General features: G+C 61.5%; 13 protein-coding genes and 3 pseudogenes. 8 read left to right on the top strand and 8 right to left on the bottom strand.

Translation table 11 applies throughout. The annotated features are described in order from the left end of the window. Nucleotides 1-82: 82 nt before the first annotated feature. From AC4HNJ_RS09700 to AC4HNJ_RS09690, 3 genes and pseudogenes are all read right to left on the bottom strand, one after another. Entirely contained in the window at nt 83-1,510 is a 1,428-nt protein-coding gene (locus AC4HNJ_RS09700) for an efflux transporter outer membrane subunit (protein ID WP_490479357.1), read from the bottom strand. Beyond that, nucleotides 1,497-2,687 (bottom strand): efflux RND transporter periplasmic adaptor subunit, encoded by a 1,191-nt coding sequence (locus tag AC4HNJ_RS09695; protein ID WP_490479356.1) that lies wholly within the window; start codon nt 2,685-2,687, stop codon nt 1,497-1,499. The genes AC4HNJ_RS09700 and AC4HNJ_RS09695 overlap by 14 nt, the downstream gene beginning before the upstream one ends. Next, nucleotides 2,677-5,883, bottom strand: a pseudogene (locus AC4HNJ_RS09690) (efflux RND transporter permease subunit). Before AC4HNJ_RS09690 ends, AC4HNJ_RS09695 begins: the two are co-directional and overlap by 11 nt. Before the next feature lie 276 nt (nt 5,884-6,159). On the opposite strand from AC4HNJ_RS09690, the gene AC4HNJ_RS09685 reads away from it, so the two are divergent. Both AC4HNJ_RS09685 and AC4HNJ_RS09680 read left to right on the top strand, forming a co-directional pair. Beyond that, complete coding sequence (locus AC4HNJ_RS09685) at nt 6,160-7,080, top strand: LysR substrate-binding domain-containing protein (protein WP_490479355.1); 921 nt, start codon at nt 6,160-6,162, stop codon at nt 7,078-7,080. A gap of 275 nt (nt 7,081-7,355) precedes the next feature. Continuing rightward, nucleotides 7,356-7,871: an acyloxyacyl hydrolase gene (locus AC4HNJ_RS09680; RefSeq protein ID WP_490479354.1), complete on the top strand. Its 516-nt coding sequence runs from the start codon at nt 7,356-7,358 to the stop codon at nt 7,869-7,871. A gap of 686 nt (nt 7,872-8,557) precedes the next feature. Here AC4HNJ_RS09680 and AC4HNJ_RS09675 read toward each other — a convergent pair. From AC4HNJ_RS09675 to AC4HNJ_RS09655, 5 genes are all read right to left on the bottom strand, one after another. After that, entirely contained in the window at nt 8,558-10,078 is a 1,521-nt protein-coding gene (locus AC4HNJ_RS09675; RefSeq protein ID WP_490479353.1) for a DHA2 family efflux MFS transporter permease subunit, read from the bottom strand. A 59-nt stretch (nt 10,079-10,137) separates the two neighbouring features. Beyond that, on the bottom strand, nt 10,138-11,328 hold the full coding sequence (locus AC4HNJ_RS09670) for an EmrA/EmrK family multidrug efflux transporter periplasmic adaptor subunit (RefSeq protein ID WP_490479352.1): 1,191 nt from the start codon (nt 11,326-11,328) through the stop codon (nt 10,138-10,140). 9 nt (nt 11,329-11,337) lie between these two features. Continuing rightward, entirely contained in the window at nt 11,338-12,795 is a 1,458-nt protein-coding gene (locus AC4HNJ_RS09665; RefSeq protein ID WP_490479351.1) for an efflux transporter outer membrane subunit, read from the bottom strand. A 25-nt stretch (nt 12,796-12,820) separates the two neighbouring features. Further along, nucleotides 12,821-13,279: a MarR family winged helix-turn-helix transcriptional regulator gene (locus AC4HNJ_RS09660; RefSeq protein ID WP_490479350.1), complete on the bottom strand. Its 459-nt coding sequence runs from the start codon at nt 13,277-13,279 to the stop codon at nt 12,821-12,823. A gap of 87 nt (nt 13,280-13,366) precedes the next feature. Beyond that, nucleotides 13,367-13,624 carry a hypothetical protein gene (locus AC4HNJ_RS09655; protein ID WP_490479349.1) on the bottom strand — a complete coding sequence of 86 codons (258 nt, stop codon included), beginning with the start codon at nt 13,622-13,624 and terminating at the stop codon, nt 13,367-13,369. 281 nt (nt 13,625-13,905) lie between these two features. On the opposite strand from AC4HNJ_RS09655, the gene AC4HNJ_RS09650 reads away from it, so the two are divergent. The 6 genes and pseudogenes from AC4HNJ_RS09650 to AC4HNJ_RS09625 form a co-directional block, all read left to right on the top strand. Next, nucleotides 13,906-14,715 carry an AraC family transcriptional regulator gene (locus tag AC4HNJ_RS09650; RefSeq protein WP_490479348.1) on the top strand — a complete coding sequence of 270 codons (810 nt, stop codon included), beginning with the start codon at nt 13,906-13,908 and terminating at the stop codon, nt 14,713-14,715. A gap of 77 nt (nt 14,716-14,792) precedes the next feature. Further along, the gene (locus AC4HNJ_RS09645) at nt 14,793-15,365 is read left to right on the top strand and encodes a TetR/AcrR family transcriptional regulator (protein WP_490479347.1); all 573 of its coding nucleotides are present in this window, start codon (nt 14,793-14,795) and stop codon (nt 15,363-15,365) included. Nucleotides 15,366-15,430: 65 nt separating this feature from the next. Then, on the top strand, nt 15,431-16,306 hold the full coding sequence (locus tag AC4HNJ_RS09640) for an oxidoreductase (RefSeq protein WP_490479346.1): 876 nt from the start codon (nt 15,431-15,433) through the stop codon (nt 16,304-16,306). Then, nucleotides 16,303-17,238 carry an SDR family oxidoreductase gene (locus tag AC4HNJ_RS09635; protein WP_490479345.1) on the top strand — a complete coding sequence of 312 codons (936 nt, stop codon included), beginning with the start codon at nt 16,303-16,305 and terminating at the stop codon, nt 17,236-17,238. The genes AC4HNJ_RS09640 and AC4HNJ_RS09635 overlap by 4 nt, the downstream gene beginning before the upstream one ends. Nucleotides 17,239-17,400: 162 nt before the next feature. Beyond that, nucleotides 17,401-18,084: pseudogene (locus AC4HNJ_RS09630) on the top strand (DEAD/DEAH box helicase); the annotation flags it as partial. A gap of 156 nt (nt 18,085-18,240) precedes the next feature. Then, a pseudogene (locus tag AC4HNJ_RS09625) lies at nt 18,241-22,017 on the top strand (Lhr family helicase); the annotation flags it as partial. Nucleotides 22,018-22,031: the final 14 nt, after the last annotated feature.

Below are 22,031 nucleotides of genomic sequence, written 5' to 3'. Positions count from 1 at the left end.
GACTGCAAAGGAGCCACGGCGTCGCATGGCACTCCCCTACCCGACCTTCTCTCGTCCAGGGAAAGGAACGCTTACCGGCCGATTATTTTTGCGCAAGCTGCTCCGTCGACCAGCCGCCGCCGAGGGCACGAATGAGCTGCACGCTGGCGCGCAGGCGCTGGGTATCGAGCTGCAGCAGGCCGCGTTGTTCTTGCAGGGCGACGGTCTGCGCCTGCACCACGTCCAGATAACTCACCGCGCCATGTTTGTATTGGGTCATCGACAGATCCAGCGCGTGTTGCGCAGCGTCAGCGGCATCCTTTTGATCGGCGCTGGCCGAGCCAAGGTGATCGAGCAGGGCGAGATTGTCCTGCACTTGCTGGAATGCCGCGAGCACGACACCCCGATACATGGCGCCGGCTTCATCGGTCTGCGCCTTGGCAGCGGCAATGGTGGCCTTGCGAAGGCCGCCGTCGAACAGATCGAAGGCAAGCGTCGGGCCGAGCGCCCAGATCCGGTCAGGCGCCGTGAACAAATTGGCCCAACCCGTACTTTGGAAGCCGGCTTGCGCGTCGAGCGTCAAGGAAGGGAACCAGGCAGCACGCGCCACGCCAATGCCGGCGTTGGCAGCCGCTACACGTCGTTCCGCTCCCGCGATGTCCGGGCGGCGCTGCAGCAGTGTCGTCGGCAGGGCGAGCGGGATGGCCGGAATGGCGATCGGCTCGATGGCCTCGGGCAGACTGAAGTTGGCGGCATTCTCGCCAACCAGTACGGCAATGGCGTCCTGCATCAAGGCACGCTGCGCAACGGTTTGCGACCACTGCGAGCGCGCATCGGATAACTGCGTCTGCGCACGCGACACGTCGAGGCCGGAAACGATGCCTCCCGCATGCAAGGTCTGCGTGAGTTTCAGCGCTTTTTCATAGGCTTGGATGGTTTGCTGCAACAACGCGATCTGCTGATCGAGACCGCGTACCTGCATGTAGTCGTCGGCGAGCTGCGCCTGCAGACTCAACTGTGCGGAAGCAAGATCCGCCGCCGCCGCCACTGCATTATCGCGGCCCGCTTCGACGGTGTTGCGCACGCGGCCCCAAAGATCGACTTCATAGCTGGCCTGCGCGCCGACGGTGTAAGCGTTGTAGTCGGACGGCGCCGTGGGATTGCGCAGCGGCGGCAGATGCGCGGACTCGCGTTGCCGCGCGCCGGTACCGCCGAGTCCGATCTGTGGAAACAATTCCGAACGCGCTTCCGCGCTGAATGCCTGTGCTTGTTGGTAGTGCGCCAATGCGGCGGCGAGGTCGGCATTGTTGGCAAGCAGCTTCGCCTGCAACGCATCCAGTTCGGCCTCGCCATACAGATGCCACCAGTCCCCGCGCGGCTGTCGGTCGGAAGGTTGCGCGATGGTCCATGGGCCGGTGTCGCGGTAAGCCTGCGTCGAAGGCGTGGCGGGTGGATGATAGGCCGGTGCCAGTGAGCAGCCGGTCAGCGATGCGCCGATGGCAAGGGCAAAGGCAAGATCACGCTTTTTCATGGGGTTTAGCCGTCGCGTCTTGGGTTGCGATCTTCACGGCATCGCCGTCCTTGATGCCATCCGGCGGACTGTCGATCACGCGATCGCCAGTCTGCAGCCCCGAACCGATTTCAACCGTCTTGCCATAGTCGTAAAGGATGCTCACCTTCTTGAAGGCAACCTTGTCGGCTGCGTCCACGGTGGCAATGCGCAGACCTGCGTTGTCGAAAATCAACGAACTAGCCGGCACGCGCAACGCGGTCGTATCGACCGGAAGGTTGAAACGTACATGGGCGAAACTGCCCGGCATCAAGGCGTCGTCATTATTGTCGACCTGCAACTGCACCAGCGTGGTACCCGAAGCCGCATTCACCGCATTGGAAGTGGCCACGACTTTCGCGTGGAATTGGCGCCCCGGATATTCGGGGACGACCAATACTGCGTCGCTGCCCGGACGGATCGACGGTCCATAGCGCTGCGGTACCTGTACGTAGACACGCAACTTGTGGATGTCGGAGACGACGAATAGCTCAGGCGCGGTGCCGCCGCCTGCGTTGATCAAGGCGCCGACGTCGGTGTCGCGCGCCGTCACCACGCCGTCGAACGGTGCCACGATGCGTGCGAACGCTTTGGCGGCTTCCAGCCGATCGACGTTGGCCTGCGCCGCTTTCATCAGTGCGATCTTAGCCGTGTAATCGGCGGTGCGCTGGTCGACGTCCTGCTGCGCAACCGAGTCACTGCTAAGCATGGCTTGCCAACGCTTGGCCGTGATCTCGGCCAGGTCGGCATTGGCTTTGGCGCTGGCCAGATCGGCACGTGCCTGCTGCAATTGCTGGTCGAGTTCCGGCGTGGAAATTTCGCCCAGCAACTCGCCGGCTTTCACGCGAGCGCCGATATCGGTCTTCCAATCCTTCAGGTAGCCGCTGACCTGCGCGAAGATCGGGGCGCGTATATAGGCTTCCACACGGCCGGGCAAATCGAGCACCGGGCCGGAGGTGCCGGCTTCGGGCGTGATCACGTTGACCGTGGGAATCGACTGTTGCTGTGTCCATGTTTTCAGGCTGCTTGCCTGGGTAGCCCGCGTGATCAAACCGATCACGACGATCGCCACCAAGAGGATGGCGATGATGATCCCGGCCAGACGCAGTCCGCGCCTGGACAGGTTTTGGGAGGGACGGATCGTTGCTTCAGACGACATAGCTGGGTTCTCCGGAAGCGTCCGCTTCTTTCTTCGATGCGTGGCTGTGACGCCCATGGATGATGCTGAATACCACCGGCACGAATAGCAGGGTGGCGCAGGTGGCGAAGATCAAGCCGCCGATCACGGCACGGCCGAGCGGCGCGTTTTGTTCGCCGCCTTCGCCGAGGCCCAGTGCCATCGGCGCCATGCCGATGATCATGGCCAGTGCCGTCATGCAGACCGGGCGGAAACGGGTGAAGCCGGCTTCGAGCGCGGCCACCGTGGCATTACCGTGTTCGGCCAGACGCTCGCGGCAGAAGCTCACCACAAGGATGGAGTTGGCGGTGGCGACACCCATGCACATGATCGCGCCGGTCAGGGCGGGCACCGACAGCGGTGTGTGCGTGGCGAATAGTATCCATACGATGCCGGCCAACGCGGCAGGCAGCGCGGTGATGATCACGAAGGGATCGCTCCACGACTGGAAGTTGACCACGATCAGGAGATAGATCAGCACTACCGCGCCAAGCAGGCCGAACAACAGACCGGAGAAAGCGCTGTTCATGGTTTGCACCTGGCCCAGCAGCACCACATGCGAACCTTTCGGCTTCTGTTTGGCGGTAGCGTCGATCAGCTTCTGCACGTCGGAAGCCACTGCGCCGAGATCGCGATCCTGCGTGGCGGCGTAGATCTGCACGACGGATTGAATGTCGTATTGATCGACCACGGCATTGCTGTTGTCGCGCTTGAGCGTGACGACGCCACCCAATACCTGTGCTTGCCCGTTGCTGCCGTTGATGGGCAGGTTGCGCAATTGTGCCAAGTTGTCGAGGGCATATTGCGGCGTCTGCATCACGATCGGATACGACACGCCGTTGGCCGGATTCAACCAGAACGTCGGCGCCACCTGGCTGGAACCGGCAAGATTCACCACCAGGCTATTGGTGATATCGCGCTCAGTGATACCCAGCAGCTGCGCCTGGGTGCGGTCGACATTCACGTCGAAGCCGGGATTGGCCTGTGACTCCTGGATGCGCGCATCTACCACGCCGGGAATGTGCTTGATCTGGCTGAGCAAGGTGTCGGCGTAAGCAAAGTTGGCGGCGAGGTTCGGACCGCGAATCTGCAGGTCGATCGGTGCCGGCGAGCCGAAGTTCAAGATCTGGCTGACGATGTCGGCTGGCGGGAACGAAAAAGTGACGCCGGGGTATTCGCGCGGCAGGATCTCGCGCAGCTTGCGCACATACTCAGCGGTCGGACGATGGCCTTCGTTGAGCGCGATCTGGATGTCGCCGTCCTGTTCGCCAATCAAGCCAGTGTTGTTATAGGTGGTGTTGATACCGCTGTTGGACAGGCCGATGTTATCCACCACCGTGCCCAGCTCGTTGGCGGGAATCACCCGGTGCACGGTTTGCTCGATGCTGTTGAACAGGTTGGCGGTGTCTTCCACACGCGTGCCGACCTGTGCGCGTACATGCATCAGGATCTGCCCGCCATCCACCTCGGGGAAGAAATTGCGCCCCAGGAACGGCACCAGCAAAAACGACACCAGCACGAACGCGAGGAAGCCGACTATGAACGGCCTGCGATGTTCCAAGGCCAGATCGAGCATGCCGTGATACACAGCGCGGATGCGTTCGAAGCGCGCTTAGAACGCACGCTGGAAACGCACCAGCGGATTGCGCGACGGCGGCGCGGTTACGTGATCGCTGTGCCCATCGACGTGAGGCGCATGCGGTTTCAGCAGGTACTTCGCCATCGTCGGCACCAGCGTGCGCGAGAGGATGAACGAACACACCATGGCGAACATCACGGCTTCGGCCATGGGCACGAACAGGAAGCGTGCGACGCCTTCGAGGAAGAACATCGGCACGAACACGATACAGATACACAGCAACGACACGAAGGCCGGCGTCACGATCTGCTTGGCGCCGTCGATGATCGACGTTTCCACGTCCTTGCCGTGTTCAAGATGCCAGTTGATGTTCTCGATGGTCACCGTGGCGTCGTCCACCAGAATGCCCACCGCCAGCGCGAGACCGCCCAGCGTCATGATGTTGAGCGTCTCCCCTGCTGCGGACAGCAATGCAATGGCGCCGAGAATGGCGAGGGGAATCGATACGGCGATGATGACGGTGGAGCGCCAGCTGCCGAGGAACAACAGGATCATCAGGCTGGTGAGCGCCGCGGCAATCACGCCTTCGCGCGCCACACCGGTGATCGCCGCACGCACGAACAGCGATTGATCGCCGATCGGCGTCACCTTGAGGTTATCCGGCAGGATGCCGCGACTGTCGGCCAGGCGTTGCTTGATACCCGCCACAATCGCCAGCGTCGACGCCGAACCGTTTTTCAACACGCTCAGCAGCACCGAACGGTGGCCATCTACATGCACGATATTGGTCTGCGGCGGCGAGCCGTCGCGCACGTGCGCCACATCGCGAATGTAAATAGTGGTGCCGTTGACCTGTTTGATCGGCAGGTTGCCCAGCTCGTTGATGTCGGAGGGCGAGTTGTTGAGGTTCAAGGTGTACTCGAACTTGCCGATCTTTTCGGTACCGACCGGAATGATCAGGTTCTGGGCAGCCAATGCGTTGGCCACGTCTTGCGCGGACAGGCCACGCGCTTGCAGCGCCGCCGAGTCGACGTCGATCTGCACCTGGCGCGTCTTGCCGCCGTAGGGATACGGAATCGCAGCGCCTGCCACCGACACTAGCTGGGGGCGCAGGATATTGAGGCCGAGGTCGCCCAGGTTCTGTTCGGTCAAGCCCTTGCCCGACAGCGCGAGCTGCAGGATCGGCACGGTCGAGGCGTTGTAATTGAGGATCAGCGGCGGCGTGATGCCCGGCGGCAGCTGCTTGAGCAAGGTTTGCGACACCGCCGTGACCTGCGCGTTGGCGGTGGCGATGTTGACATTGGGCTGGAAGAAGATCTTGATGATGCCGTAGCCGGCGATCGACTTGGCTTCGATGTGTTCGACATCGTTGACGGTGGTGGTGAGCACGCGCTCGAACGGCGAAGAAATACGCCCGGCCATCTGGTCCGGCGGGAGACCCGTGTACTGCCATACCACGGCAATCACTGGAATCTTGATATCCGGGAAAATATCGGTAGGCGTACGCAGTGCCGCAAGCGGCCCGACGATCAGGATCAGCAGCGCGAGAACGACGAACGTATAAGGCCGCTCGAGCGCAAGCCGTACAATCCTCAGCATGTGGATCTACTCCAGGATTGAAGCGAAGCCGTTCGGGCTGCCGCTGCGGCATCGCGCAGCATACCGAGGTACGTCGCAACCGCTGCCAGCGGCCACGTACTCCGCTACATGCAAACTTCCGGTTATCACGGGAAACGATGCCCGGGGAAAGGCCACCGCGGAAAACCCGCCAAGCGTCTCCGCACGGCCGTGCGAGGATGCTGGGAAGGCTTGGGCGTGAAGGTTAGTTGTACGACTTGCTAAGATCGATACAGCATCTCGAATGGCTCGATACGCATGACGAATGAATATCTGGAACTGCGGCATCTGAAGTATTTCGTCGCGGTCGCGGACGAACTTCATTTCGGCCGTGCGGCTGAACGATTGGGCATTTCGCAGCCGCCGCTGAGCCAGCAGATCCATGCGCTTGAACTGCGCCTGGGCGCAAAACTCTTCGAGCGCAAAGGACGCGGCATTGCGTTGAGCAGCGCAGGCAATGCGCTGTTGCCACGTGCGCGCACGCTGCTGACCCAGGCCGAACGCGCTGCGGAATCCGTTGCTCGCTCGCAGCGCGGCGAATTGGGCGAATTGCACCTGGGACTGATGTCATCCGGACCATTTACGGTGGTTGTGCCCCGTGTCCTGGCGCGGTTTCGCGAGCGCTTGCCCGACGTTCGGCTACTGATCCACGAAATGGCTACTTCGCATCAGATCGATGCGCTGGAGCAGGGCCTCATCGATGTCGGCGTGATTCGGCCGGAAGCGCTACCCGACGGTATCAGGTCCATCGAGCTGTTCAAAGATTCGCTGACAGTGGTGATGCATTCCAGCAACCCGCTCGCCACCGGAACAGGCCCCATTGGTATCCGCGAACTGGCCGATGAAGATTTCATCTTTTATCAGCGCAGCCTGGGGGTGCGGCTTTACGATGAAGTGATCGCGCTGTGTACCCGGGCCGGTTTCAGCCCTCGCATTCTTTATGAGGTACGCGAGCTTCCCACCATCATCGGGCTGATCTCGGGCGGCTTCGGCGTTGCCGTATTACCCGGTTCCGTACAGCGCATGATGGTGGAGAACGTGGTCTACCGGCCGGTTGCGGACACGGAAGCTTCCACCGCGGTATGGGCGATCTATCGCGACGATGCCAGCGATCCGATGGTGCGTGCCTTCCTGGATATCGCGCAGTGCCTGGCGTCCAAGACATTGAAGGCCCAGTAACGACACTCCGCCTAATCTGGCGCAGATTGCCGAGACCCATTGCAAACACGCTGCGACCCACCATATAGCGGCCGCCCGATACGGGTATCTGCGCTGGCGGCGCGTCGTTTCGTGTCGCCATTTGCTTACGCCAGGCTTTCGCTTTTAGGCACGTCCACGCGCAACAGTGAGTTGCCGGAAATGCCACAAATATCGCTGGAAATCGGGTGTAAGTATTTTGTAAACTTGTAAGTACACAAACGTTGCACATCTCTTCATAGGTAACTCGAATGCGCATGCATCCCCTCACACGCAGCGCCGCGGCCGTGCTGATGTTCGCCTTGCCAGCCTTCCCTGCCCTGGCTGCACGTTTCGAGCTGCAGGGTGGCGTCAGCTACATGGACAGCTACAGCACCCCCGCAGCGTTCGGCGAAGTCATCTTCGATCCATATCAGATCGGCAGCAGCAATTTCAGTTGGTCGCCGGACATCACGGTTGGCTGGATCGGCGGTCGCGATCTCAAGCGCTTCGACAGCGCGCGCTATACCACTCGCGATGACATCGGATTGCTCGCAGGCGGCGTGCGTTTCCACTATGGCCCTGCCGATGCGTGGTATCGCCGGCTCTTCATCAGCGAACAACCTACGGTGCATACCGGCCGCACCGCGGCACTGAGCAGCGCCTTCGAATTCACGACCACGGTCGGCTATCAGGGCGATCATTGGAGCGTGGGCGTTCGGCACATTTCCAACGCAGGCATCCACGAACCGAATCGCGGCGAGACGATGGCGGTCGTCGGCATCGCGTTCTGATTCAACGCTTCTTTCCTGATAAAACAACGGCCCCGAATGGGGCCGTTGTTGCTTCCAGGGTCCGCAAGCCGATTCTCCTGATAGCTGTGATTTCTCCATGGCGCTGCCCTACCTGGGTGTCATGACGAAAGATGTTCATTGAAGCAAACGATGGATTGACCATCGGAAATCATCAACGCACGGATGCGCCTTCCGTGTCACATTGCTTAACCAGCTTCGCCCTATATCAGCCGTTAGCACACAGGGCTTGCCGCTTTCGCCCGATGCACCCTTTGATGTCCGATTGTGAATTGCCATCTGTACTGACGCTCGCCAACTGCTGACTCAACAACCCAAATCTGTTGCCTGCGCGATACCTTTGCCCGCTCGGTTCGAGCGACAGATTGGCCTCGGCGATATGGACGGCTACAGCGAAACGATGGCGGTGCCCGGTGTCACGTTCTGATTCGACGCTTCCTTCCAGATAAGACAACGGCCCCATTCGGGGCCGCTTTTGGCATCATCGTGTTACTGGCGATGCTTAGAGGGCCGCTGTGCTCGCCCTCTGCAAAAGATGAATCACTCAGTTCAATCGATTCACCGGTAAACCGTGCGGATGCCCGCTTTCGCGTAATAACCCAATCATGCCTGGGCGGGACATTCGCATACGTGAAGTGGCGAATACACCTGTGGAAGGAACCGGCGACTTAGTGGCCGCCCGCTCCTGCTCCGGCTTTCGCCGCAAACGGCGGCTTGGCCATCCAGATCACCACAATTAACGAGAGAAAGATCCAGCCTAGGGCATAGAAGATTTCGTTAAAGGAGATCTGCAATCCCTGCAAGGTGATCGATTGATTGAGCATCGCCATTACCGTTTGGGAATCACCCGTCTTGCTTACGGCCTGTTGCACAGTCGGGTTATAAGGCGTGATCTGCTCGGTAAGATGTGCATGATGCAGAACACCGCGACGCTGCCACAGGAAAGTAGTGAGCGAAGCAGAGAAGCTCGCGCCGACCGTTCTTAAGAACGTGGCAACACCACCGCCCGCAGCAATTTCATGTGGCAGCAAATCCGATAAGAGGATGGTAGTGACCGGCATGAAGAAGAAGGCCACGCCCAATCCTTGCAGCAATTGCACTAACGCGACATGCTCAAAGTCGATGCCTATATAGAAATCCGCGCGCAGGAAACAGGTAGCGCCCATGATCACGAACGCTCCGCTGGTCAACAGGCGCAGATCGAATCGGGTGGCGTATTTGCCCACGATGAACGTCAACAGCACCGGCAATACTCCGAGCGGCGCTGTTGCGAAACCGGCCCAGGTAGCGGTGTAACCCAGATTCAACTGTAACCATTGGGGCACCAACAAGCCGATTGCGAAAAATGCCGCGTACGCCAATACCAGGGCTATCGTGCCCATGCGGAAGTTGCGGTGCCGGAACAGCTTCAGATCGACAATGGGGTCTTTATCGGTCAACTCCCAAATCAGGAAGATCACGATGGCAATGGCCGAGACGATCGCCGTGATCACGATGAAGGTAGAGTTGAACCAGTCATCATCGTTGCCCTTGTCCAACACGACCTGCAGTGCCCCTACGCCGACCACCAGGGTGATCAAGCCGACGTAGTCGATCTGTGGCCGCTGCGTCACCACTTCACGCAAGCGCATCTGGTTTGCCACTACGGAACTGGCAAAAATACCGATGGGTACGTTGATGAAGAAGATCCACGGCCAGGTATAGTTGTCGGTGATCCAACCGCCAAGAATCGGGCCGGCGATTGGCGCCACCACCGTGACCATCGCGAGCAACGCCAGTGCCATGCTTCGCTTTGCCGGCGGATAGATCGAAATGAGCAAGGCCTGCGTGATGGGATACATCGGGCCTGCCACCGCACCCTGGATGGTGCGGAACAGGATGAGCATGCTCATGCTCTGCGCGATGCCACAGAGAAACGAGGCCAGCGAAAACAGCAGGGTAGCCCACACGAACAGCTTCACTTCACCGAAACGGCGCGTGAGAAAGCCGGTGAGTGGCAACGCAATCGCATTGCTCACTGCAAACGAAGTGATCACCCAGGTGCTTTGGTCCTGGCTCACGCCGAGGTTGCCGGCAATGGTCGGCAATGACACGTTGGCGATCGTGGTGTCCAGCACCTGCATGAACGTGGCCAGCGACAAGCCGATCGTCGCAAGAACCAGGTTGGGCGGACGGAAATGGGTATTCATAAGTCGGTATCTGACCTAGATCCCCCTCCCCTTCGCGGGGAGAGGGAAAAATGCGAGGCTCAATGGCCACCCATGTTCGCGTGGATGATCTGCTCGATCTGCCGGTTCGCGGCAGCGAACTGGTTTTGATACACATCCGTGCTGAACAACGGTTCGGTACGCGGTGTCTGCGACAGCATCGGTCCGTTCTGATTGTGCAGATTCACTTCGGTATCAAGCGACATGCCGATGCGCAGCGGGTACTTATCGAGCTGCGAGGGATCGGTGAACACCACGCGCACCGGAATGCGCTGCACGATCTTGATCCAGTTGCCGGTAGCGTTCTGCGCAGGCAGCAGCGAGAACGCACTGCCCGTACCCACGCCGAGGCTTTCCACCTGGCCCTTGTACGTCACCGAGCTGCCATAGACGTCAGAGGTGATTTCCACCGGCTGCCCGATGCGCATGTGCGTAAGCTGGGTTTCCTTGAAGTTCGCATCGACCCACACCTGGTGCAACGGCACCACGGCCATCAATGCCAGTCCCGGTTGCACGCGCTGGCCAACCTGCACGGTGCGCTTGGCGACATAGCCGGTCACCGGCGCCACCATCACCGTACGCACGTCATCAAGATAGGCGGCGCGGTATTGGGCAGCCGCCGCTTTGACGTCGGGATGCGAGGCGACCACCGTGTCGTCCACCAGCACCTTGTTGGTCTGCAACTGCTGCTCGGAAGTGGTCAGCGCGCTCTCGGTCGCAGTCAGTGCATCGCGGGCATGCGCCAGTTCCTCGGCGGAAATCGCGCCCGTCCTGGCGAGATCGCGGCGGCGGTTATAGTCGGCCTGCGCTTTCTGCAGCGCGACCTTTTCCACCGCGACCTGTGCTTGCGCACCCGACACCGTGCTGTACAGGCCACGCACGCGGCGCACCGTGTTGGCGAGATTGGCGGCGGCGCGCTGCAGTTCGACGTCCGCGTCGGATTTATCGAGCTGCACCAGTACATCACCCTGCTTCACCAGGTCGCCATCATCTGCACCGATGCTGATGACGGTGCCGGCGATGCGCGGCGTGATTTGCACGATGTTGCCATTGACGTACGCGTCGTCGGTACCTTCGTACCAGCGGCCATCGACGAAGTACCAAATGGTCCACGCAATGGCGGCGAGAACGAGCAACACCATCAGCAGCCGCAGCATGATGCCGCGCCGATTATTGGCGGGCGGTGCCTGCACGGCAGGCGCGTCGGCGGTATTGGGATTCGGACTGGACATGGGGCTGCCTCAGGAACGATGAGAAGAAGAATGAAAGGAAAGTTCGGCATCGGCCTGCGGACGGAAGCCGCCGCCGAGCGCCTGGATCAGTTGCACATTGAGATCGACCTGCTGTGCCTGCAGGGCGGCCATGCGCTGCTCGGCAGCCAGCAGTTCCTGGCGCACGCTAAGTGCCTCCAGATAACTACCGATGCCGGCCTTGTAACGCTGCTCGGCCAAGCTCCATGCATCATTCGCCGCATCGACGGCACGCTGCTGCGCGGCGATCTGTTGCTGCGTGGACGCGATGGCGTCGTAGTCGTCGGACACTTCGTTGACGGCCGCTACCAGCGTCTTGTTGTATTGCGCGACGGCAAGATCGTATTGCGCATCCTTGCTGCTCAAATTGGAACGGCGACGGCCGCCGTCGAAGATCGGCAAGCTGATGGCCGGCGCCACGTCATAGAAACGGTTCGGCAATGCGAAAAGATTGCCGCCGCCCAGACCGATCAAACCCACCATGGCACTGATGTTGACGTTCGGCAGGAACTGGGTCTTGGCCGCCTTGATGTCTTTGCCCGCCGCTTCGACGCGCCAGCGCGCAGCTACCAGATCGGCGCGATGACCGACGATATTCAACGGCAGATTGCCCGGCACGCTAAGCGCCCCTGGCGGCAGCAATTGCGGACGACCGATCTCCATGCCCCGGTCGGGTCCTTTGCCAAGCAACACTGACAAAGCCGAGCGAGCCGCATCCACGGCGCGGCTGGCTTGCGCGACCTGTCCTTCGGCGCTGGCGACTTCGGAATCGCTCTGCTTGAGCTGCATCTGGTTGTCGATGCCGGCTGCCACACGTTGACGCGTGAGATTGCGCGACTCGCTGGCACGTTTCAGTTCTGCTTGCGCCACGTCCTGCTCTGCAAACGCATAACCGAGCTGCACGTACGCACGTGCGACATTGGTCGACAATTCGATGCGTGCGGCCTGCGCGTCCACTTCCGCAGCACGCAGTTGGCCCAGCGCGGATTCCCACGCAGCGCGCTGCCCACCCCACAGATCGAGGTTCCACTTGAAGCTGCCGTAGACGTATTTGGCCGCAGCGATGTGATCTGTTCCGAACGAAGGGATGGACTTGGGGATCTGCGCCTCTGCGACGCTGCCACCCACGCCGAACGAGGGTTCGCGCGCCGCGTCGGCGGCGCCCGCTGCCGCCTGCGCTTCGCGCGCACGCGCATCGGCGATGGCCAGGGTCGGGTTATCGTGCAGGGCCTCGGCGATCAGCGCGTTGAGCTGGGGATCACCCAGCCCGGTCCACCAATCCTGTTTTGGCCAAGCCGCATCGGATACCTGCACCTTCGCCAGGCTGCGGTCGGCCTTGAGCGAAGAGGGATCGGTCAGCGTACCGTCCGGATGCAGGCCGCTGCTGGTGACACAACCAGCAAGGGCGAACGTCAGTCCGACAGCTGCCGCAAAAATATGCAGACGCATGGCTAAATCTCGAAGTTAAGTTGAATCAGTTCTTGTTTCGAAGCGCGTGCAGCACTCGCCCCAGGTAGTCGTGCAGGCGTTCTCTTTCGATATCGCTCAGCGAGCGCTGCGCCGCCTGCAGAACGCGCTCATTGCAACCCGTCAATTCCTGCCATAGGGCGCTCCCGGTATCCGTCAGCTCGATACGCAGGGCACGCCGATCCTGTTCATGCGGGCAACGGCGCAGATAGCCCCTGCCCTCCAGCTGATCGAGCTGGCGCGTCATGGCGCCACCATCCAGTTCCACGGCGCGCGCCAGCTCGGTCGCGGTCATGGGTCCCAGCACGGCCAGGCGCTTGAGGATCAGGAATTGGGTAAAGCGCAAATCGAGGCCTTTCGCCGCGATTTCCGCCTCGACGCCACGTACCAGCTCCACGCGGACGAGGCCGATCAGCACGCCGAGGCTTTCCTGTTCGGTAGGGGGAATGAGCGAGCCTGTGTTCATGGGAGCGGTATTTTATTGCCCCCAATATATTTGTCAAGGCAAATATATGTTGCGCACCTATTGTTTCAGCAAATGGACAGAAATGAATTATTGCCGGGGCCGGGCAGTCAGCTCGGCCAGTTCGTCGTTGAGCCAGGCCCGCAAGGCCGGATCACGCAGCTCGAACAGCTCAAACACCCCCAGGGCTCGCAAGGCGGGCAACTGCGCGAGCAGACGGGGCTCCATCGCACGGCGTACCGATTCCGGGGTGGCCGGATCAAGCATCTGGTGGGCACAGGCCACAAACGCTTCCAGCGGAGACTTGGATACTTCGGACTGCAAAGAAATCAGTTGGATCGGGGACATCGCCTTCTCCTTTGTTGTTGTGTGTGTTGGGTCTGGACCGATCAGGTATCGCTCATAAAGACGGACGAACGAGACGTGCCGTGACCGACACGTCACGCCGACAAAGCACATGCATGGCACGTGCAATCTCGGCGACCCCTGGGTATGCATCAAGAAAAGATCCGCGAGCGGCGGCAGCGGTATCTGACATCCGGTCTGGCGACCAGATATAGCGAAGAGCTTAGGCAAATCTCCGGTCGAGCTGATAACGTTATTTGGACAAAAAATGTCGAGAATCGGCCATGCAGCAGACCAAGCAGGAGCTTTACGAACTTATCGAGCGCATCGATGGGCCGTCCGTGATCGCCTATTGGGACGAAGGCGAGGCGGTCAGCGAATACAAGCAGGACACCCAGCAATATGACTGGCACAGCCATGCACGCGGCCAATTCTTTTGCGTGGAAAGCGGCCTGGTACACGTGCATACCGAGCGCGGTTCCTGGATGCTGCCGCCGCACCGTGCTGGCTGGATGCCGCCAGGCGAATTGCACAAGGTGAGCATCAGCGGTCCATTGAGCGGTTGGGGGGTTTTTCTTCATCCGGAAACCAGTCGGTGTCTGCCCGATCGCCCTTGCGTCATCGGCGTCAATGCACTGATGCGCGAACTGGTGCATCGAGCCAGTTCCTGGACATGGAATGCCGAGCTCAGCGAACGGCAGGAGTGTGTGATGACGGTGCTACTGGACGAAATTCGCCATGCCCCCCATGAACCGCTGCACTTGCCCATGCCTATCGATCGCCGCCTTCTACGCATCGCCACCGCCGTGCTGGAGCAACCGCAGGACAATCGCAGCCTGGAAGAATGGGCGGCGTGGGCCGGCCTGTCCGCGCGCACGCTAAGCCGATTGTTTCGGGCAGAAACCGCGCTCAGTTTTGCGCAATGGCGCCAGCAAGCGCGCCTCACCAAAGGACTCGAACAATTGGCCGACGGCCTGCCCGTGGCTGCGGTGGCGGATGGCCTCGGCTATGCGAGTACCAGCGCCTTTATTGCCATGTTCCGCCGCTGCTTTGGGCACCCGCCGGCGCGCTACTTTGGACAGCGAGCAGCCTGATCGATTGGGCAACCGGCCCTTGCGTGGGGTAGGAAGCTACCCCATAATTGAGCACTTACTCAATCATATTTCCCGTCATGGCCCGCCCCCGCAGCGAAGACAAACGTAATGCCATTCTCGAAGCCGCCGCCGAGGTGGTCGCCGAGCACGGCGTCAGCGCGCCGACCGCCAAGATCGCCAAACAGGCGAGGGTGGCCGAAGGCAGCCTCTTCACATACTTCGAAAACAAGGATGCGCTGCTCAATCAGCTCTATCTGGATCTGAAGTCGGAGCTGCGCGCCGCCATGCTGGAAGACTATCCGGCGGCCGAACGCATGGCCGTGCGAGCCCGCCACGTCTGGGATCGCTATGTAGATTGGGGTGTCGCCAATCCCTTGAAGCGCAAGGCGCTCTCACAGCTTTCCGTCTCGGAACGGATTAGCCCGCAAAGCCGGGAAGCGGGCATGGCCGGCTTTGCCCAGATCAACGCCCTGATGCAGGAAAGCCTTGCTGGTGGCGTCCTGAAAGATCAGCCACCCTCATTCGTCGGTGCCATTTTGAGCTCGCTGGCGGAAACCACGATGGAATTCATCTTGCGCGAACCGGCGTCGTCCGAACGCTACCGGCACGCCGGTTTTGAAGCGTTCTGGGCGGCGGTAGCTAAACATTGAGTTTCGTTTTACCCAAGTTATGAGTGTGTACACACTCAATTAAATCACAGTCTCAGGAGAACGTTATGTCGAAAGTCTGGTTGATTACAGGTAGTGCACGCGGCCTCGGCCGCCACATCGCCGAAGCCGTGCTCGCCGCCGGCCATTCCCTGGTCGCTACCGCGCGCCAGCCCGAACGGCTCAAGGATTTGGCCGATCAGCACGGCGACCGCATCCGCACCGTATCACTGGATGTGACGGATGCCGCCGCTGCGCGTGCGGCCATCGACACCGCCGTTTCGGCTTTCGGCCGCCTGGACGTACTGGTCAACAATGCCGGCTACGGCCATGTCACGCCGTTCGAGCAGACATCCGCAGCGGATTTTCGCGCTCAGATCGAAACCAATTTCTTCGGCGTGGTGAACCTTACCCGCGCCGCGCTGCCGATCATGCGCAAACAACGCTCCGGCCACATCATCCAGATCTCTTCGGTAGGTGGCCGCATGGGCACCCCGGGACTCAGCGCCTACCAATCCGCGAAATGGGCGGTAGGCGGCTTCACCGAGGTGCTGGCCAAGGAAGTAGGGCCGCTGGGCATCAAGGTCACCGCCCTGGAGCCAGGCGGCATGCGTACGAACTGGGGCGAAATCGCACGCGGCGCGGTGCCGGAACTTTGGCCGGATTATCAAGCGTCCGTCGGCATGCTGATGGCGCGGCTGGCCGAATACATCGGCCATGAAGTTGGCGATCCGGACAAGGTGGCGAAGGTCATTCTGCAATTGGCCGAGCATCCGGCACCCCCCGAGCATCTGCTGCTGGGCAGCGATGCCGTGCACTTCTTCCAGCAGGTAGATGGGGCAAGGCGCGCCGACGCAGAACACTGGCAAGCCGTCAGTCTTTCCACCGATTTCGACGACGCTGGACCGCTGCCGAACATGTCCTTCGAGAAACAACGGCCATGAGCACCTCGTGGACTGTCCGCGATATACCACCGCAGCACGGGCGCGTTGCCGTGATCACCGGGGCTACCGGAGGCATCGGTTGGGAAGCCGCGCTGGCGCTGGCCGGCGCGGGCGCGCAAGTCGTGTTGACCGGCCGTAACCACGCTAAAGGCGAGGCCGCCCTGTCAGGAATCCGCGCGCAGCATCCGCAGGCGCTTATCCGCTACATGCATCTCGATCTGGCCGATCTCGCGTCCGTGGCGGTATTCGCACAGCAGTTCAAAAGCGAATACACAGCCCTCGACGTGCTGATCAACAATGCCGGCGTGATGGTACCGCCGCGCCGCTTCGTCACGAAGGATGGATTCGAACTCCAGTTCGGAACCAACTACCTCGGCCATTTCGTACTTACGCATCACATGCTGCCGCTGTTGCGTTCGGGACAGCAGCCACGGGTGGTGAATGTCAGCAGTGCCGCACACCGTCTGCTCGCGGCCATCCATTTCGACGATCTGCAATGGGAGCAGCGTTACCATCCATGGCGAGCCTATGCGCAATCCAAACTCGCCCTGCTGATGTTCGCATTCGAACTGCAGCGGCGCAGCGATGCGAGTGGCTGGGGCCTGATGAGCAATGCCTGTCATCCCGGCTACGCGCGCACCGGCCTGCAGCACAGCGGTCCGAACCTGGGCCGCGACACCCCGCGCAAATTCGGTTCGTTGCTGGAACCGATACTTTCGCAATCAGCTGCCGAAGGCGCATTGCCCACGCTGTTTGCCGCGGCTTCCCCGGATGCGCAGAAGATGGGCTACTACGGTCCGCAATACTCTTTCGAACTGAAAGGCCCGGTTGGCCGTGCAAAGATCGGCAAGAAAGCCCACGACAGGCCGCTGGCGGAACGGTTGTGGCAGGTTTCGGAACAGCTCACCGGCATGCCATGGCCACATGCATGAACAACCAGCGCGGCGATCTCACCGAATGAGACCGCCGCGTCCGAGCATGCTCTAAGCCAGCGAAGCGGGACGCCGGCAGCCAGGGCTGGCCCTTTACCGCGCTACAACCGGTCCCTATGTATGATCGACGTACCGCACCCGCATCCTGGCGGGCCATTGCCCATGTCCTTGCACGATTTCCATCCCGCCGTTTCTGCGTGGTTCGAAGCCACGTTCCCTGCACCTACCTCCGCACAGGCAGCCGCCTGGCCGGCCATCAGGGCAGGGCGACATGTCCTGGTCGCGGCGCCCACCGGCTCGGGTAAAACCCTCACGGCCTTCCTCGCTGCCATCGATCAGCTGGTGCGGGAAAGTGTCACGCGCGGCGGCACCTTGCCGGATGAAACGCGGGTGGTGTACGTCTCGCCGTTGAAGGCATTGTCAAACGACATCCATATCAATCTCGAAGCACCGCTCGAAGGGATTCGCGCCGAACTGGAAAAACACGGGCAGCCGGATGCGCCGATCCGCACCGCCGTGCGCACGGGCGACACACCGCAGGCCGAACGCAGCCTGATGCGCAAGGCCCCGCCGCATATCCTGGTCACGACCCCCGAATCGCTATACGTGCTGATGGGGTCGCTGTCCGGGCGCGAGATGCTTAAAAGCGTGCGCAGCGTGATCGTCGACGAAATTCATGCGGTGGCGACCAGCAAGCGCGGCGCGCATCTCGCGCTCACCCTGGAACGGTTGGAAGCCTTGTGCCAGCGGCCCTTGCAGCGCATCGGCCTGTCTGCAACGCAAAAACCGATCGAAGACGTCGCAAAGTTCCTGATAGGCGAGGGCACCGGCTTGGCACCCGCTCCTCTGCGGGAAGAAAGCGCCGATGAGGAACAAGCGTCGCCAGACATCTCCAGCGAACCTCAACCATTTATTGCAGATCTCTTCGCAAGAGTGCCCGCACCTTCCTCTGCACTCCTTGGAGAAGAGCCGGGGCTCTCAACAAAAGAGCCGGGCACCCGCTGCACCATCATCGACGTTGGTCACACGCGAGCGCGCGATCTCGCTATCGAGGTTCCACCGGTACCGTTGGAAGCCGTGATGTCCAACGACACCTGGGAGCTGGTCTACAACCAGCTTGCGCAGTTGGTCGAACAGCATCGCACCACCTTGGTCTTCGTGAACACGCGGCGCATGGCCGAGCGCGTGGCGCGGCATTTGTCGGAACGACTGGGACACGAGGTCGTCGCCGCCCATCATGGCAGCCTCGCAAAGGAACAAAGGCTGGATGCCGAGCAACGATTGAAGCGCGGTGATCTAAAAGTACTGGTCGCCACCGCATCGCTGGAACTCGGCATCGATATCGGCGATGTGGACCTCGTAGGCCAGCTCTCTTCGCCGCGCTCCATCGCCGCCTTCCTGCAGCGCGCCGGTCGCTCCGGCCATGCCGTGAACGGCACGCCGAAGGCGCGTCTGTTCCCAAGCAGCCGTGACGATCTGGTCGAATGCGCCGCCCTACTTGACTGCGTACGTCGCGGCGAACTCGATACGCTGGTGCAACCGCCACAGCCGCTCGACGTACTGGCACAGCAGATCGTCGCCGAAGTGGCGTGCGCCGAATGGGATGAAAACGCGCTGTTCGATCTCGTGCGTCGCGCCTATCCCTATCGCTCGCTGACCCGCGAGCAGTTCAACGCAACCGTACGCATGCTCGCCGATGGATTCACTACCCGGCGCGGTGCACGTGCAGCCTATGTCCATCGCGACGCCGTGCATCATGAGCTTCGCGCACGGCGTGGCGCACGGCTCACAGCCGTCACCTCCGGCGGCACCATTCCCGATACCGCCGATTACCTCGTCGTGCTCGAACCGCAAGCCGTCATCGTCGGCACGGTCAACGAAGATTTCGCGGTCGAAAGCATGGCCGGCGACATCTTTCAGCTCGGTAACACCAGTTACCGCATCTTGCGCGTGGAGCGCGACCGCGTGCGGGTGGAAGATGCCCAGGGTGCGCCACCGAGCATCCCTTTCTGGCTGGGCGAGGCGCCGGGTCGCAGCAACGAATTGTCGCTGGGTGTATCGCGCCTGCGCGAAGAGGTATCGACCCGCATCGATGCGGGCGGCGTGCAAGCGGCCTTCGACTGGCTGCGCGGCACACTCGGCTTGAACGAATCCGCTGCCCAACAGATCGTGGAGTACCTGGCCAAGGCCAAAGCCGCGCTCGGCGCGATGCCTACGCAATCCACGCTGGTATTCGAACGTTTCTTCGACGAATCCGGCGGCACCCAGTTAGTGATCCATACACCCTGGGGCAGTCGCATCAACAAAGCGTGGGGATTGGCGCTGCGCAAACGCTTTTGCCGCCAGTTCAATTTCGAATTGCAAGCCGCGGCAACCGAGAATGCAATCGTGTTGTCGCTGTCCACCAGCCACAGTTTTCCATTGATCGAAGTCGCGCGTTATCTGCATAGCAACAGCGCCGAACATGTGCTGGTGCAAGCCTTGCTCGACGCACCGCTGTTTCCGGTTCGTTGGCGCTGGAACGCCGTCACTTCACTGGCTCTCCCGCGTTATGCGGGCGGCAAGAAAGTACCGGCGCCATTGCAGCGGATGAAGAGCGAAGACCTGCTCGCGACGGTTTTTCCCGATCAGGTGGCCTGCCTGGAAAACATCACCGGCGAACGACACATTCCCGACCATCCGCTGGTCAACCAGACCTTGTACGACTGCCTGCGCGAAGCGATGGACGTTGACGGCCTGCTCGGCATCCTCAAAAGTCTGGAGTCGGGCGCCATCACCGTCGTCGCACGCGACCTCACCGCGCCCAGTCCGCTCGCCAGCGAAATCCTCAACGCGGCACCTTATGCGTTTCTTGACGACGCGCCATTGGAAGAGCGTCGCACGCGCGCCGTGCAGACACGCCACTGGAACGGCATCGAAGACACCGACGACCTGGCGCGTCTCGATCCGGAAGCCATCGCTGCGGTACGCAGCGAAGCGTGGCCTGACGTACGCAGCACGGACGAAATGCATGAAGCGCTCAACGTGCTCGGCTTCGTCACCGCCGAAGAAGCCGAGTCGAATGCCGGTTGGCTCGACTGGCTGCACAAGCTCGCCAAATCCCAACGGGCGACGCTTTTCGCGCCTTCCTCTGCACGCAACGGAGAAGCCTCGGCGTGGAGTGAAGCCGCTGATCCTGCCGCAAGTTCGAGCACGTCCCTCCCAGCCGCCCACCCGCAGGGAGAGCAGGGCCTATGGATCTGCGCCGAGAAGTTGCCGATGTGGCAAGCCGTGCATAACGACGCCGCGCTGCATCCCCCTATCGCCGCCCCCGCCGAATTCGGCGCGCAGGGGTGGTCGCGCGAAGATGCGTTGATTGAACTCGTGCGCGGACGCCTCGCCGGTCTCGGTCCCAGCACCGTCGCCGCGTTGGCCGCCTCGATGCAGGTGGACGCCACCGACATCGATCTCGCGCTGATCCGCCTGCAATCCGAAGGCTACGTAATGCAGGGGCATTTCACGCCCGATGCCAGCGACACAGAGTGGTGCGAACGCCATCTGCTCGCACGCATCCATCGCTACACCATCGGGCGTCTGCGGCGCGAAATCGAGCCTGTCAGCCGCCGGGACCTGATGCGCTTCCTGCTCGAATGGCAGCACACCACACCGGGCACGAAACGTCACGGTCCCGACGCGCTCCATGCCGTGCTTCAACAACTCGAAGGTTTCGAAGCCGCAGCCGGTGCCTGGGAAAGTGAATTACTGGCCTCTCGCATCGAGGACTATTCCAGCCGCTGGCTCGACGAACTTTGCCGCGCGGGCCGCTTCGGCTGGAATCGCCTGCGTAGCGGCGGCGGCAGTGGAGGGCCCGTACGTGCCACGCCCATCGTGTTGCTGCCGCGGCGGCAGCTGAACATCTGGACGTCCATGGCGGATCGCAACCGCGAGCAGGAAACGCTGCTTTCCTCACGCGCACAGGCAGTGGCCGACGCACTGGCTTCGCATGGCGCCCTGTTCTTCGACGAGCTGATCGATGCGGCGCATCTGCTGCGCACCGAACTGGAAGATGCCCTTGGTGAGCTGGTGTCTGCCGGGCGCGTCACCGCCGACAGCTTCGCCGGCCTGCGCGCCTTGCTCACACCTGCGGCCAAACGCGAATCGCCGCGTCATCGTCGCGTGCGCCGACACACACTGAGCGAAATCGAAGATGCAGGGCGTTGGTCGCATGTACGACGACAGACCTCCTCTCCCCCGCGAGCAGAAGCCAAGGGCGAGGGGACTTCCTCGCGTGACAGCACCGCTCCCGACGATCCCATCGAACACATCGCCCGCGTCCTGCTGCGCCGCTACGGTGTTGTCTTCTGGAAGCTGCTGGAACGCGAAGCGCCATGGCTGCCTTCCTGGCGCGAACTGCTGCGCATCTACCATCGCCTCGAAGCCCGCGGCGAAATCCGTGGCGGACGTTTTGTGGAAGGTCTGGTCGGCGAACAATTCGCCCTGCCCGAAGCGATTGCCCACCTACGCACCGTACGTCAGCGTGATCCGGAACAGTTGTGCGTATGCCTCAGTGGCAGCGATCCCCTCAACCTCGTCGGCACCGTGCTCGCCGGCGACCGCCTGCCCGCCCTGGCTGGCACACGCGTACTTTACGAAGACGGCGTGCCCGTTGCCGCCTTGGTTGCCCATAAACCGCAATGGCTGATCGAAAGCGACCTTGTCCAGCAGCGCCGTTGGTATAACGCCTTGCTACGTCGGCCGGAACCGGACGGCACCAGCGATGTGACGTATGTGCATCGGTGATCCGACCAGGGATG

The organism is Dyella sp. SYSU CM1112, from assembly GCF_058216415.1.
This window is presented reverse-complemented; position numbering and strand designations above follow the sequence as displayed.